This window comes from Draconibacterium sp. IB214405 (genome assembly GCF_033963885.1).
Classification (GTDB): Bacteria; Bacteroidota; Bacteroidia; order Bacteroidales; family Prolixibacteraceae; genus Draconibacterium.
On sequence record NZ_JAXBMA010000005.1, the window covers coordinates 159,823 to 173,530 of the forward strand.

A 13,708-nucleotide genomic window follows, 5' to 3' on the forward strand; every position below is an offset into this window, starting at 1 on the left:
CATTTCCTAATTAAACAATTCCACAATCTCTTCCTGCGTAATTTGTTCGAATGGATCGTTGGAATTGATAAACTTATCGGCCAGCGAACTTTTACGGTCTTTTAGTTTTTGAATTTTTTCTTCGATTGAATTTTCAGTAATAAAACGATACACAAAAACGTGTTTGTTCTGACCAATACGGTGAGCACGGTTAATCGCCTGATTTTCGGCTGCCGGATTCCACCACGGATCGATGATAAAAACGTAGTCGGCTTCGGTGAGATTCAATCCCACTCCACCGGCTTTTAATGAAATCAGGAATATGCGGTTGTCTTCATCCTCCTGAAATGCTTTTATCACATTTTCACGTTTAGTGGTTTGTCCGGTTAATTTGCTGTACTTCCACTTTTCGGTTTCAATTTTCTTCTCCAGCAATTCAAGATGTGTCACAAACGAAGAGAATACAAGCACTTTATGTTTCTCTGCAACAAGGTTGCTTAGCATTCGGAATATCTCGTCAAATTTTCCCGATCGTTCCGACGCTTCCTCATCGGCCAGCGACGGATGATTAGCCAGCTGGCGCAATTTGGTAAGTCCCTGTAAAACCACAAACTGCGATTTTTTCAACCCTTCTTTTTCAATCGAAGAAAGTATTGTATTTCTGATAACTGATTTTTCCTGCTCATACAATTTTTGCTGTTCGCTGGCCATTGGGCAAATCCGAACTTCTTCCATCAAAGGCGGAAGATCTTTTGCCACTTCAACTTTTTTGCGTCGTAAAACAAACGGACGGATCATTAGTTGCAGTTTGTCCATTTGTTCTTCGTTGGCGTGTTTCTCTATCGGCGTAATAAAAGTCCGCCTGAAAAATGCCAGGTTCCCTAACATTCCGGGATTCAGAAAATTCATTTGCGACCACAAATCCGACAGCGAGTTTTCAATTGGCGTTCCTGTAATTACCAGTTTGTGGCGGGCTTTAAGATCCATTACCGCCTTATAGGTTTTCGAACCGGAGTTTTTGATCGACTGGCTTTCATCCAGAATCAGGTAAAAGAATTCGGTCCCCCGTATTTTATCTATATCGTTACGAACAGTTCCGTAAGTGGTTATTATGACGTCGTAATACGATGCTACTTTTCCGAGTTCCTCGGCTTTTTTGCGCTGCGTTCCAACATGCTGATAAACCTTTAACGCCGGCGTAAATTTTCGTATTTCGTTGCTCCAGTTGTGTACCAACGATGTCGGTACCACAATTAAACTGGCCGGTTGTACCACCGTCTCCGATTTTGATTCGTCGGCAAACAAATCGCGCTGCCCGCTTGCATCAACAGGATCATGAATTTTAATTTCCTGCTTTAACCGTTTTAGCTTTAGCAGAAGTGTAAGTGTTTGCAGGGTTTTTCCAAGCCCCATGTCATCGGCAAGACAACCACCCAGCCCGTTTCGGTACAAACCGTACATCCAGTTAAAACCTTCTTCCTGGTAATTTCGAAGTTTGGCTTTTAAATTCGCAGGCATCGCCGGACTCTCTTTTTCGGCGTTAACCAGCTTTTCATATTTAAGTTTTACCTCCTTGTCGACTTCCTGAATGGAGTTTTGCAGCAAGGTAAAATGGTGTTTCTCAAATTTGATGTGTTCACCCTGCTGTTTTCCAAAAGGAAGAAGTCCTTTGTAGCGGGCAAACCACTCTTCAGGCAACACGGCAACTTCGCCATTAGGCAATTCAAACTCGCGAATATCATTCAAAATGTATTTCTTCAACTGAATAAACGGAATGCTGAATTCGCCAAATTTTACCACCGCATAAACATCAAACCAATCGCCCTTTGTTTGCGTTTTTAGCTCCAGTTTTTGACTTCCCGTATAGAATTTCTTTTCCAATTGATGCTGCTTCACCTCAATACCAACTTCTTCCAACCGAGGCTTTTGGTCGTTAAGCCAGTTCACAAAAAAGTACAGAGCATTCTGTGGCTCAAGCAAGGAAACACCGTTTAAGGTATACGATCCATTATCTACTTTTAAACCGGTCTTTTTAATCACCTTCACAATTTTCTTTTCCCATGAAAAATCCCGAGTCGTTTTATAATATACAAATGTGCCGTTTTGCTTTTTTACACTCACAGCCATTTCACGGTCGGAATCAGGAAGAAATTTTTCGTCGCCATATTCAAAATTCAGCACCAAACATGGTCGGTACTGAAGATTATTCTCAAGCGACAACACCGCCTTTTTGCCCGACGAAGCAGTCACTACCTCAAACCCTTTGGCTTTTACATCGTAGTCGCGCACCGTGTTCAATACAAAACCGGAATAGTATTTATCTTCAATGGTGTTGGGTACGGTAACATAATCCTTCTCGAAAAAAGGCATCAACTTTTTGGCATTGAGTTTTTCGAATGCCACCAGTTGATTTCGGTAAATCAACAAACAAGGATCGTTGGTTACTACTTCAACCGACCGTGCTGATAAAAGCATTTCCTTATCCTCAAGTAATATGCGCAGTTTATAGCGGGTTTGTGTTTCGGTGCGCTCAAATTCAAACTCTGGACGGGCAAAAAACGGAGGTACTTTTATTTCATCTTCATCATAAAGATTCGAATATTTTGCCGCTTTACGAAACAAACGCACCGGGCTGAGCATTAAAATGGAGCTCACCTGCATCATACATTTCTCGATAAAAGGTATCACCTGTTTTTCGAAATAACCGGGGCGTAACGAAGCATAAAAATCGGACACACTGGTCGCACGCGAAAACTTTTTAGTCAGCACCTCATCGCTGTATTTTTCAATCAGCTGAACCAGTTCTTTCTCGTAAGGTTTAAAAGTGTATTCCGGATCGTTCAGGTCGTGCGGTTTTACCAAATTCACCACAGTATAAAAACGTTCCTGCTTTTCAATCAAAAAAGGTTGAAAAACAAGGCCCAGATAACGGTGCTCGGTTAAAGCTATTATGAATTCGAATCGGTCCATTTAATACGTCAAAAAAAAGTTACGCACAGAACTTTTTAGTTTTATCCGGCGTATCGGTTGTAATAAAAGAACCTCAAATATATAAAAGCTGCCGGGGAACCTGACTTTATTCAGGAATAAAGTTCAAAGAAAAATAACATCTTTACGACCATAAAACATACAACATGAAGAATCTAATCATTAAGAAAATCGATACAACAACTCCGCTTTCAATAAAAGAAGCGGCACTGCTTCTGGAAAAAAACACTGACACTGAAGCCATTGACATACTAAACTGGGAAAAGGCGTTTCCGTACAAACCTGAGCTAAAATTCAGGATTGCGCACACCGGAAACGAAATCTGGCTGAAATTTTACGTTCAGGAAAAAAATATCCTTGCCCAGGAAACCGAAATAAATGGCGATGTGTACAAAGACAGCACAGTTGAGTTTTTTATCTCAATTGACGGAAAGAATTATTACAATTTTGAGTTTAATTGTATTGGAACACCGCATGTTGGTTATGGTCCGGGACGAAACAACCGTACACCAATTTTGCCCGAGACGGTAAGTCAAATCGATGTAGAATCGAGCCTTGGCAACGAGCCGTTTGAAGAAAAGTCTGGGGATTTTTCGTGGGAAATGATGATTTGTATTCCAACACAATGTTTGGCTTTTGATAAAATACAAAGCCTAAACGGACTGGAAGCAACTGCCAATTTCTACAAATGTGGCGATGAAACATCGGATCCGCATTTTGTAACCTGGAACGCCATTGATACTGAGAATCCTGACTATCATCGCCCGGAATTTTTTGGATCAGTTAAGTTTAGCGACTAATAGCAGCAGTCCGGACGTTTCCTAAAAAATAGACAAAAAAAATTCCCCCAAACGCTGCCGGCTAATTACTTTTAGCCCGGCCTATCAATTTAATTACCCCATTCCAACCCCCTCTAGATAATACTTTTAGTTGCTATTTTTCTGTTCATTTCATAACTTGTATATCCAATTAATTTACAAACCCTGAAGTTGTGACCCGGAGATTACGAACACAAAACAAGAACGGATGCAACGATTTTTCACCGATTTTAAAGAGAAATATAGTGATGGTTTCTACACTTTTTCGTGAAATCACAAACGTTTCGTAGTCATGAACCTTAAAACAAATTAATATGGAAGCTTTATTAAAAATAGCCTTTGGCGAGCTGGGAACTGAAGAATTTGCCGGAGCAAATCACAATCCTGAAGTTTTAAAGTACGCAGAAGAGTCAGGTATTGCGGGCATTACAACCGACGAAATTCCATGGTGCAGCAATTTTGTTAACTGGGTTGCAATGAAAGCAGGTTTGGAATATTCGAAAAAACCAAATGCCCGATCATGGTTAAATGTTGGCGTAAAAACCATCACCCCCGAACCGGGCGATGTGGTGGTTTTCTGGCGCGATAGTCCTGAGTCGTGGAAAGGTCACGTTGGCTTTTTCCTGGGTGTATCAATCGATAAAAAGCGTGTTTACTGTTTGGGGGGAAACCAGGGAAACCGGGTATCGGTTTCGGCATATCGTATAAACACTGTTTTGTCGTACCAACGTTTGGCAGCACGCCAGCAACTTGTTATTCCTGATCCGATACTCGAAAAAGGTAGTAAAGGAGCAGCAGTGGTAGCTTTGCAGGATGCACTGAAACTTCTGAACATTAATGTCGGCACCTCTGACGGCGATTTTGGAACAAAAACCGAAAACGGGGTAAAAGAATTACAAACACGTAAACCTGAACTGGAAATAAACGGGCTTTACAATAGCGAAACCCGCGACCTTCTGGAATCACTGTTTCAGGCGTAACACATTTAGGATTCACCGTTAAATCAAGAAATGAGCCAAATTTGAGATCCCGAATCCACCAGAAGCAGCTGAATAAGAAGCATTAAACTTGGAATTTCCCGCTAAAATTGAAAACTTCGTATATTTCAGAAAAAGCCAAAGTTATGAGCACAATTCGATTACACCGGGGCGATATAACCCAACTACAAGTTGACGCCATTGTTAATGCAGCAAATAAATCGTTGCTGGGTGGCGGCGGTGTCGACGGTGCCATTCACCGGGCAGCCGGCCGTGAACTGTTAAACGAATGTCGCCAGCTTAACGGCTGCGAAACCGGCGATGCAAAAATTACAAAAGGATACCTTCTTCCTGCAAAATTTGTGATTCACGCCGTTGGCCCGGTTTATAACGGAGGCAATTACAACGAAGCGAAAAAACTAGCATCGTGTTACCGCCGAAGTTTGGAAGTGGCCCTACAAAACGGAGTAAAAACCATTGCTTTCCCCAATATCAGTACTGGTATTTATGGCTATCCAAAACATGAAGCAGCAGAAATTGCGACACAAACAGTGAAAGATTTTCTGGCAATTAATAATGAAATTGAAGAAGTGATCTTTTGTGTGTTTGATGAGGAGAATTATAAAATCTACAACGACCTTTTAAACCAGAACAGCGTTTAATTCTCGGTAGCTTTAAGTAAATGTTTCATATTTCGGTGGTAGGTGTTGGTTAAACGCGTGTGAAAATATGGATACAAAAAGTGATCGCGAAGTGTCGACTCGCTTTTAAAATAAGTACGATGTACAATTTTTGTATATCCCTTACGCATTTGGGTAAAAGTTAATTGCTGCTTACCATGTGTAATGTTATCCTCCACATAACTAAATTCAATTATCTTTTTGTTGTTATCCACGGTTGTAATTTCAAAAGCAGTGGCCAACTTTTTAAATTTTAACAAATTCAGGTTTAAATAAATTATCTGCCCCGGATCAATTCCATCTACATATCCGTTCGGATATATCAACTCATTACTGGATTTCGAAAACAGCATTGCAAATGAAAAACGCGATGCATTCCAGGCAATGGACGGATTGGTATGTACGTAAAACGACCACACATCCGCCAGGCTGTCTTTTATAACATATTCGCGTTCGTGAAACCTAAAACCGTTAGTACTCGCAGTGGGCTCTAATGATGGTTTTACATCCGAAAACTTTTCAGTATTGTTCTTAATCTGCCCCTGCACATAATGCTCAACCTGCTCACATCCAACTTTGTCGAACTCAACATCGGCCAGGAAAGTCTGACCTAAGCACAAGTAGGCAAAGGAGTTAGTAAAAATGATTAGAAGCATTATTTTTTTCATGAATCTGCTTAAATATTAATGTTTCTAAAATATCTGTTTTTTTTAGCATTTTCAACAATCCGCATAGATTTTTTAAATCAAATTCTGTCCCTCAGAAATTAACCTAACAATTAAAAATTTATATTTACAGTATGAACGCAAGTGGAAACAGGCCAAATAAAAAACAACGCATCCTCCTGTATTCAGTATTTGCATTATCAATGTTATTACTTACCATTTGGTTTGGACTTCGTTTATTCGGAAGGATTTGATCCGCTGCCAATACACTTCTGCTCCAGTATCATTTTAAAATTCAAAACTTAGCTTTAATTTTAGAGCACAAAAACAAGTCTGATGAAAACGAAACTTATTTTGTTTACACTCCTGATATCGGTTCTCACCAGCTTTTCGGCTAAAAGCACTGATAATAAAAAGGACAAACAAATTTGCCAGGATATACTTTTTGAGTTAAAAAACCAGAACAACAAAACAACAGCCGAATTGGTTGTTGAGGCAGGTAAATTACTGATGAACACGCCCTATGTTGCAAATACTCTTGAAAGTAGTCCGGAGCAGTTAATCGTTAATTTGCGCGAACTGGATTGTACAACATTTGCCGAAAACTGTCTCGCGTTGGCACGCACCAGCAAAAGTACAAATTCGGGTTTCGAAGATTTTAAAAAGGAGCTCCAGCATATTCGCTACCGGGATGGAAAAATTGATGGTTACCCATCGCGACTGCATTATTTTAGCGATTGGATTGCCAACAATGAGGAGAAACAGCTTACAGAGTCCGTATCTGCTTCCATCTGCAATACAAAATTTGAAAAGAAAATAAATTTTATGTCACACCACCCTGACAGCTACAAAGCATTGGCAAATAATGCGGTGTTTCTGGCGGCCATTGATAAACAGGAAAAACAACTATCAGAAAGGGTAATGTACTACATCCCGACCGAAGAACTTGAGGCGCATAAATCGTTGCTAAAAGACGGTGATATTATAGGAATTACAACCAATATCGACGGCCTGGACATAACACATGTTGGCATAATAGTTTTTAAAGGAAATGAACTACATTTTATGCATGCATCCTCAAAAGCCCAAAAAGTAATTCTCTCCGAAGAAACACTTTACAATTACCTGAGTTCCAGAAAATCCGCCACCGGAATTATGGTTGCACGCCCGCTTTAATTCCCATTTTTTCAGTTTTATCTTCAACAGAAAACCTCCCTTTTCTGAATTTTTCTTTCGTGTTTTTTATCGATTTGATTTGATGAAATAAATAATTTATCCGTAACTTTTGTTCTGAAAATTCAAAAACACGAGAATTAAATTAAAGATTATGAAAAAAACAATGATGAAGTTTATAGCTGTTTTGGCTATAGTAATTAGTGGGGTAATTTCTTCAAATGCACAGGAACTTGGTGTTCGATTTGGCGACATCTCTGGCGGAAATGTTGCAATTGACGGAATTTTTAGCACAGGTCAGTTTAGCCGTATCCATGGCGATGTATCGTTTGGTAACGGGTTCGGTGTTGATTTGCTTTGGGACTTCTTATACAAGCCTCTGGGTGGAGAAGCATTTAACTGGTATATGGGTGTTGGTCCTTATCTTGGTGTTTTCGATAAAGGTGACGATGATGAATTCGCCCTTGGAGCTGCCTTTGAAATTGGATTAGAATACCGATTTAATTCCATACCAATTGCGTTGGGAATAGACTACAGGCCTGCGCTTGAAATTATCGAAGATACTGATTTTCATAGCGGAAGCTTTGGATTTAATGTAAGATATGTTTTTGGAAGTTAGCACAATAGTTACTTCCTACTAAAAAGCGCTAAACGGCGCTTTTTTTTATTCCCGTTCAATACCCTTTTGTGTTCCGTTTTCCTGGTCTTTCATTTTAAAATACCTTCGTAACAAAACCTTTTTTAAATCGCGGGCGATAACCTGATGAGCAATAATCTCGATATGCGAATAATGTGGTAACTCCTGCTCTGCGTGAACAATTTCGCGGTTGGTAATATCCACTTGATACAGCACGGATAACAGTAAATCGTAATTCGTTTCAACCAAACCGGTTATCTGGTTAATTAACTGCTGATGAAGTTCGTGATAAGCATTGTCGATATCTCCAGAGAAAGTGATTTCAACACCAAACATCCCAAAGTCTTTCATAATCTGCTCTGCAGTTTGCTGAACAATTTCAGCTTTATCCATCAAATACTCCAGGTTGGTATTATTTACAACTGGTAGTTTCATTTTCGTTCTTTTTATAAAGATAGATGAACTTTATTTCCCGCCCAATTTATTTATTGTCTTTAATTCCATAAATTTACCTACACTAAAATCAAATAAATCTACTACTATGAAAAAAATTCTGATGTCAATTACCCTCGTCCTTTTTGTTTTATTTTCCTTGGCACAAAACAATTTCAGCAAGTCGGCAATTGGTGTTGGCGTTGTTGTTGAAGATCTTGAAAAATCCATCGATTTTTACACGAATGTAATTGGGATGGTTAAAACCGGAGGATTTTCAGTTGCTAAAGAACAATGTACTGAACTGGGATTAACCGATAGTTACAACCTCGATGTGACCATTCTTAAGCTTGAAGACTCGGAAGAAGCCAGTGAATGGAAATTGATGAGTTTGGGCACAAAGTCCAAACACCCGAAACAGCAATTTATGAGCGATGATACTGGTATGCAGTACATTACCTTAACGGTGAATCATCTCCAACCAATATTAGACAGAATTGAAGCCAACGACATTAAAGTTTTAAGTGGCAAACCATCACAAATTGGCGAGAACCAGTTTTTTGCGTTGGTTCAGGATCCTGATGGAACTTTTATTGAATTGATTGGCCCAAAATAGTCTTATCTGAATTCTAAATATTGTTAAAACAAAATCCCTAATCAACTCTTTTTCAAAGCGATGCCTTTTCATATTATTTTGAAAACTATTTTACTGTTCTATCCATAGTATTTTTTTACTAATTTCGAACAGAATAAAGTTTTATTCGAAAAGCGACTGTTATGAGAAAAAAAGTTGAAGCCGGATATCGCACATTATCCCTTGGAGAAGAGATATTTAACAGTATCACTCACGGAATTGGAACCTTGCTGAGTATTGCTGCCCTTGTATTATTAGTGGTATTTGCGGCTATAAAAGGTAACGCATGGCACGTGGTGAGTTTCAGTATTTTCGGAAGCAGTTTAGTTTTACTTTATCTGTCGTCAACACTATACCATAGTTTTACCCGCGAGAAACTTAAAAACCTGTTTGTCCGTTTCGATCACGCAGCCATATTTCTGCTGATTGCAGGTACGTACACTCCGTTTGTTCTTACCACAATTCGGGGTGCTTTAGGCTGGACACTCTTTGGAATAGTCTGGGGACTCGCGATCTTTGGAATGGTAATCCGTTCGATTTATCTAACCCGTTTCAGAAAATTGATGGTTGGCATTTACCTGGCTATGGGCTGGATGTTTCTAATGGCAATTGGGCCAATTGTAAAAAATCTGCCGGCATCGAGTATCGCTTTTTTGTTTATTGGCGGAGCTTGTTATTCCATCGGAGTAATTTTTTATGCCTGGAGAAATTTAAAATACGGACACGGTATTTGGCATTTGTTTGTATTGGCGGGTAGCATCATGCATTTCTTCTCTGTTTTTTACAGTCTAAGATAAACATACACATTCTCACTTCTTCCCCTGAATCGATTTATTTCACCGGCTAACTTTATCATATTGTGAATTTTGACATATGCTCAAAGTTCCGTAAATTTATATATCTCCTTATCAATGAACGCAAGAAAGAGATGTATTTTATTTCCTTAAACCATAAAAATGTTAGCTTATGAAATCAACTATTAAAATCGCCTTATTAACTTGTTTTGCCATTCTTTTCGTGCAAGTTGCCTGTGGGCAAAGTTTTTTAGATCGTGTAAAGAATAAAGCAAAAAACAAAATTGAACAACGCATCGACGAGAAGGTCGATAAAGAAATGGACAAAAGTCTCGATAAAATCGAGAATCGACTCGACTCAATTACCGGAACAGAAAATGAAGATCCCACCTCCAGCGACGACCTTATGCAAAACCGTATGAGTACAATGATGCAAGGTCTCGGAATGTCGGGTGATCCTGTGCCTGTTGAGGACAATTACAGCTTCAACCAATTGGTGCAGATGCACCTTGAAATGTACGACAACAATGAGCAACAAACACAAAGCGGGGAATTTATAACTCATTTAAATGCCAAAACCGGAAATCTGGCCTACGAAGTGGTATCGAATGATTTTGGAGATACTGATCAAGGGTTGTTTATTATCGATTCTAAAAACCAAGCCATGATCATGTTAAATAATAAAGATGGTGAAAAAACTGGCATGGTTTACGGCATGGGCACTTTCTTTGAAAACTTCGAAGAATATGACACGAATGAAAGTGATGAAGAAACTCTGGATATGAGTTATTTGCATCCCGGAGTAAAAAAGACGGGAAAAACAAAAAAGATTGCCGGCTATAAATGCGAACAATACACATACAACACAGAGGATGTTGATTCGGAATTCTGGATTACAGATGAATTAAAAACCAGCGATCGTGATTTTTTCAGCACGCTTTTCAAAACCAGTGCATTAACCAACGGAATGGGCTACGGTTATGTAATGGAGTCTACATCGAAAAACAAAGATTCGGGTAATACGAATAAGATGCAGGTTACCCGTGTCGATAATAACACATCGTCCAATTATGATCTGTCATCCTATCAGATAACAAATCTGGGAACTTTTAAAATGCCTTCCGCGGCTAATGAAGAATAGATAACAAGAAAGGTCACCTCAAAACTGAGATGACCTTTTTTATAGATTCGAATCTATTTTATATTATCCATGCTTTTCTGAAAGATAACGCTCGGCATCAATTGCTGCCATACAACCTGAACCGGCTGCTGTTACAGCCTGACGGTATTGGTCATCCTGAACATCTCCACAGGCAAATACTCCAGGTACATTTGTTTTTGAAGTTCCCGGTTTGGTATTAATGTAGCCAACATCGTTGGTATCGATAAAATCTTTGAAAATATCTGAATTCGGTTTGTGACCAATTCCGAGGAAGAAACCATCAATTTTGATTTTTACTTCTTCTTCATTTGCTTCTCCCTGGTTTTTAACCAATGTAGCACCTTCCACAACTCCGTCACCAAACAATCCTTTGGTCTGGTGTTTCCATAGTATCTCGATATTTGGAGTTTTCATGGTACGTTCGGCCATTACCTTTGAAGCACGAAGCTCATCGCGACGAACAATCAAATAAACTTTATTACAGAGACCAGCCAGGTACATGGCTTCTTCGGTTGCGGTATCTCCCCCACCTACAACTGCAACATCTTTTCCTTTATAAAAGAATCCATCGCAGGTAGCACAAGCAGAAACTCCACCTCCGGCATATTTTGTCTCATCCTCAAGACCCAGATATTTTGCAGTTGCACCGGTTGCAATAATAACGGTTTCGGCTTCTACCAATTTTGAACCGTCGATCCATACTTTATGAATATCGCCTGAGAAATCAACTTTTGTGGCCATTCCCCAACGAACATCAGTACCAAAACGTTCAGCCTGTTTTTTCAGATCTTCCATCATTACCGGGCCGGTAACACCTTCCGGGTAACCGGGATAATTTTCAACCTCGGTTGTTGTAGTTAACTGACCTCCGGGTTGAAGCCCTTCGTACATTACCGGACTCAGGTTTGCACGTGCTGCATAAATCGCGGCAGTATAACCAGCTGGTCCTGAACCAATAATCAAACATTTTACTTGTTCTGCACCGGTTGGTTCAACGTTATTATTCTCGTTGTTATCGTTAATATCAAGTGGTTTAAACATCATTTAAATTTTTAGTTGCACAAAAATACAAAACATAGCTCATTCATTGTCATAAATTCAATCGATAATAATGAAGTCTTGATAACTGAATTCTATACGCCCAATAAAATTGTAGATTAAAGAAAGAAAAAAGTTTTGTAAAAATAATTTCTAAAGTTACTTTTGCCTTCCTGATTCGGGATGTGGCGCAGTCCGGTTAGCGTACTGGTCTGGGGGACCAGGGGTCGCAGGTTCAAATCCTGTCATCCCGACAAATTCAAAACACTTGATTACCCTGCTAAAACTAAGGTTTGGCAGGGTTTTTTAATGCCCACTGCCAAAAATAATTATTCACACCTTTGGACGTGCGTGGAATAAAATTGTACATTTACGTCATAAAACAGTCACAAAACAGTCAAAATTTATGGCTACCGTATCAATTGTTTATAACTCGTCATACAAAGACAAAGAAAAGCGATCTCCGGTTATATTTGTCATACGACACAAATCCAGGCACACACATATTAATTCCGGGATAAAAGTTCATAAAAACCATTGGGACGAAAAGAAGATGCTTAAAAAGGGTGCCAATGGGGTTATCGACCACAATGCTAAAAATGCCGAATTATTACGTAAAAAAACACACATACAGGATTTCCTTACCGAACTCACAAACAAGAACGAAATAGAGGTATTAACAGCAACTCAGATTAAAGAACGATACCTTAACAAACAGGTTAAAGAGAAATATAATTTCAATACTTACTTTGAGTATGTTATTTCAATAAAATCAGAAAGTACAGCCACGATCTACCGGCGAACACTTCAATTAATCGAAAAGTTTCACAGCACACCTCTGTCTTTCTCCGACATTAATCCTAAATTCTTACGCGAACTGGAACATTTTTACAATCAATCTACAAATGGTTTTGCTATTCACCTGCGAAATATCAGGCACGTATTTAATATGGCAATAGACGATGAAGTTATCGATCTAGGTCTTTATCCGTTTCGTCGTTTAAAAATAAAAAAGGAAGAAACAGAAAAACGAAATTTAAACATAGAGGATCTTCGTCGGTTAAAGTCTGTTCCGCTTTCTGGTGTTCCGGGATTGGCCCGCGATCTTTTTATGCTTCAATTCTACCTGGTTGGAATTAGCCTAAAAGATATTGCATATTTAAAAAAGACAGACGTAACAGATGGATACTTGATATACACACGATTTAAAACAAAAAAGAAATATTACCTCCAATTGGAGCCGGAAGCACTGCAGATTGTTAAAAAGCTACGTGGTGGGATATACCTCATCAACCTGGCAGACAGATACGAAAATTATGATTCGATTAAAAAGGAAATCAATAAGAAATTAAAGGTAGCCGGGAAAAAGGCCGGTATTAAAAGTCCTATTACTACTTATTGGTCGCGACATACATGGGCGACATTAGCACATAACTTAAATATTCCGGAAGAAACCATTGCGCTGGCACTTGGTCACTCATCGGCACATAAAACAACTAATATTTATATTGAACGCAATATTGATAAGATTTCAGAAGCCAATAAGAAAATTATCCATTGGCTTAATATGGGACCTCATCAAAAATTAAACTAGTACCATAAAAATATAAATACCATCTAAAAACATGGGATTACCGTTTTTAGTTTACAAAAAATCAAATTATTAGTAATCATAAGTCAGACGGTTCAAGACCTCTACTCGCCACATTCTGCAAGGTACTTAGCATCTTC

At 39.0% G+C, this 13,708-nt stretch carries 13 protein-coding genes and 1 tRNA gene; 10 read left to right on the top strand and 4 right to left on the bottom strand.

Annotated elements, in window-relative coordinates; genetic code table 11:
- Positions 1 to 6: 6 nt before the first annotated feature.
- A complete protein-coding gene (locus SLH46_RS18145) occupies positions 7 to 2,949 on the bottom strand; it encodes a DEAD/DEAH box helicase (RefSeq protein ID WP_320282635.1) in 2,943 nt (980 codons plus the stop codon).
- A 164-nt stretch (positions 2,950 to 3,113) separates the two neighbouring features.
- On the opposite strand from SLH46_RS18145, the gene SLH46_RS18150 reads away from it, so the two are divergent.
- The 3 genes from SLH46_RS18150 (at position 3,114) to SLH46_RS18160 (ending at position 5,424) form a co-directional block, all read left to right on the top strand.
- Complete coding sequence (locus SLH46_RS18150; protein ID WP_320282636.1) at positions 3,114 to 3,767, top strand: carbohydrate-binding family 9-like protein; 654 nt, start codon at positions 3,114 to 3,116, stop codon at positions 3,765 to 3,767.
- Between the two features lie 332 nt (positions 3,768 to 4,099).
- The gene (locus SLH46_RS18155) at positions 4,100 to 4,765 is read left to right on the top strand and encodes a C40 family peptidase (RefSeq protein ID WP_320282637.1); all 666 of its coding nucleotides are present in this window, start codon (positions 4,100 to 4,102) and stop codon (positions 4,763 to 4,765) included.
- Positions 4,766 to 4,908: 143 nt separating this feature from the next.
- Complete coding sequence (locus SLH46_RS18160) at positions 4,909 to 5,424, top strand: O-acetyl-ADP-ribose deacetylase (RefSeq protein WP_320282638.1); 516 nt, start codon at positions 4,909 to 4,911, stop codon at positions 5,422 to 5,424.
- On the opposite strand, the gene SLH46_RS18165 is transcribed toward SLH46_RS18160, so the two are convergent.
- Entirely contained in the window at positions 5,421 to 6,110 is a 690-nt protein-coding gene (locus SLH46_RS18165; RefSeq protein WP_320282639.1) for a hypothetical protein, read from the bottom strand. The genes SLH46_RS18160 and SLH46_RS18165 overlap by 4 nt on opposite strands.
- Positions 6,111 to 6,443: 333 nt before the next feature.
- On the opposite strand from SLH46_RS18165, the gene SLH46_RS18170 reads away from it, so the two are divergent.
- Positions 6,444 to 7,283, top strand: a complete 840-nt coding sequence (locus SLH46_RS18170) for an N-acetylmuramoyl-L-alanine amidase-like domain-containing protein (RefSeq protein ID WP_320282640.1) — start codon at positions 6,444 to 6,446, stop codon at positions 7,281 to 7,283.
- Positions 7,284 to 7,434: 151 nt separating this feature from the next.
- Positions 7,435 to 7,899, top strand: coding sequence for a hypothetical protein (locus tag SLH46_RS18175; RefSeq protein WP_320282641.1), 465 nt, complete (start codon positions 7,435 to 7,437; stop codon positions 7,897 to 7,899).
- A gap of 45 nt (positions 7,900 to 7,944) precedes the next feature.
- Here SLH46_RS18175 and SLH46_RS18180 read toward each other — a convergent pair whose 3' ends face one another.
- Positions 7,945 to 8,352, bottom strand: a complete 408-nt coding sequence (locus tag SLH46_RS18180) for a hypothetical protein (RefSeq protein ID WP_320282642.1) — start codon at positions 8,350 to 8,352, stop codon at positions 7,945 to 7,947.
- 106 nt (positions 8,353 to 8,458) lie between these two features.
- Here SLH46_RS18180 and SLH46_RS18185 point away from each other — a divergent pair, with 106 nt between their 5' ends.
- The 3 genes from SLH46_RS18185 (at position 8,459) to SLH46_RS18195 (ending at position 10,918) form a co-directional block, all read left to right on the top strand.
- The gene (locus SLH46_RS18185) at positions 8,459 to 8,965 is read left to right on the top strand and encodes a VOC family protein (RefSeq protein ID WP_320282643.1); all 507 of its coding nucleotides are present in this window, start codon (positions 8,459 to 8,461) and stop codon (positions 8,963 to 8,965) included.
- A 161-nt stretch (positions 8,966 to 9,126) separates the two neighbouring features.
- Positions 9,127 to 9,780, top strand: a complete 654-nt coding sequence (trhA, locus tag SLH46_RS18190; protein WP_320282644.1) for a PAQR family membrane homeostasis protein TrhA — start codon at positions 9,127 to 9,129, stop codon at positions 9,778 to 9,780.
- A 169-nt stretch (positions 9,781 to 9,949) separates the two neighbouring features.
- A complete protein-coding gene (locus SLH46_RS18195; protein ID WP_320282645.1) occupies positions 9,950 to 10,918 on the top strand; it encodes a DUF4412 domain-containing protein in 969 nt (322 codons plus the stop codon).
- A gap of 63 nt (positions 10,919 to 10,981) precedes the next feature.
- On the opposite strand, the gene trxB is transcribed toward SLH46_RS18195, so the two are convergent.
- A complete protein-coding gene (trxB, locus tag SLH46_RS18200) occupies positions 10,982 to 11,980 on the bottom strand; it encodes a thioredoxin-disulfide reductase (protein ID WP_320282646.1) in 999 nt (332 codons plus the stop codon).
- A 176-nt stretch (positions 11,981 to 12,156) separates the two neighbouring features.
- Here trxB and SLH46_RS18205 point away from each other — a divergent pair.
- Both SLH46_RS18205 and SLH46_RS18210 read left to right on the top strand, forming a co-directional pair.
- A tRNA-Pro gene (locus tag SLH46_RS18205) sits at positions 12,157 to 12,231 on the top strand.
- Positions 12,232 to 12,383: 152 nt separating this feature from the next.
- Complete coding sequence (locus tag SLH46_RS18210; protein WP_320282647.1) at positions 12,384 to 13,571, top strand: tyrosine-type recombinase/integrase; 1,188 nt, start codon at positions 12,384 to 12,386, stop codon at positions 13,569 to 13,571.
- The last annotated feature ends 137 nt before the right edge of the window (positions 13,572 to 13,708 follow it).

What these genes read in the sequence shown, in the direction of transcription:
- SLH46_RS18145 (WP_320282635.1), bottom strand. Translation starts at nt 2,949, where the DNA reads ATGGACCGATTCGAATTCATAATAGCTTTAACCGAGCACCGTTATCTG.
- SLH46_RS18150 (WP_320282636.1), top strand. Translation starts at nt 3,114, where the DNA reads ATGAAGAATCTAATCATTAAGAAAATCGATACAACAACTCCGCTTTCA.
- SLH46_RS18155 (WP_320282637.1), top strand. Translation starts at nt 4,100, where the DNA reads ATGGAAGCTTTATTAAAAATAGCCTTTGGCGAGCTGGGAACTGAAGAA.
- SLH46_RS18160 (WP_320282638.1), top strand. Translation starts at nt 4,909, where the DNA reads ATGAGCACAATTCGATTACACCGGGGCGATATAACCCAACTACAAGTT.
- SLH46_RS18165 (WP_320282639.1), bottom strand. Translation starts at nt 6,110, where the DNA reads ATGAAAAAAATAATGCTTCTAATCATTTTTACTAACTCCTTTGCCTAC.
- SLH46_RS18170 (WP_320282640.1), top strand. Translation starts at nt 6,444, where the DNA reads ATGAAAACGAAACTTATTTTGTTTACACTCCTGATATCGGTTCTCACC.
- SLH46_RS18175 (WP_320282641.1), top strand. Translation starts at nt 7,435, where the DNA reads ATGAAAAAAACAATGATGAAGTTTATAGCTGTTTTGGCTATAGTAATT.
- SLH46_RS18180 (WP_320282642.1), bottom strand. Translation starts at nt 8,352, where the DNA reads ATGAAACTACCAGTTGTAAATAATACCAACCTGGAGTATTTGATGGAT.
- SLH46_RS18185 (WP_320282643.1), top strand. Translation starts at nt 8,459, where the DNA reads ATGAAAAAAATTCTGATGTCAATTACCCTCGTCCTTTTTGTTTTATTT.
- trhA (WP_320282644.1), top strand. Translation starts at nt 9,127, where the DNA reads ATGAGAAAAAAAGTTGAAGCCGGATATCGCACATTATCCCTTGGAGAA.
- SLH46_RS18195 (WP_320282645.1), top strand. Translation starts at nt 9,950, where the DNA reads ATGAAATCAACTATTAAAATCGCCTTATTAACTTGTTTTGCCATTCTT.
- trxB (WP_320282646.1), bottom strand. Translation starts at nt 11,980, where the DNA reads ATGTTTAAACCACTTGATATTAACGATAACAACGAGAATAATAACGTT.
- SLH46_RS18210 (WP_320282647.1), top strand. Translation starts at nt 12,384, where the DNA reads ATGGCTACCGTATCAATTGTTTATAACTCGTCATACAAAGACAAAGAA.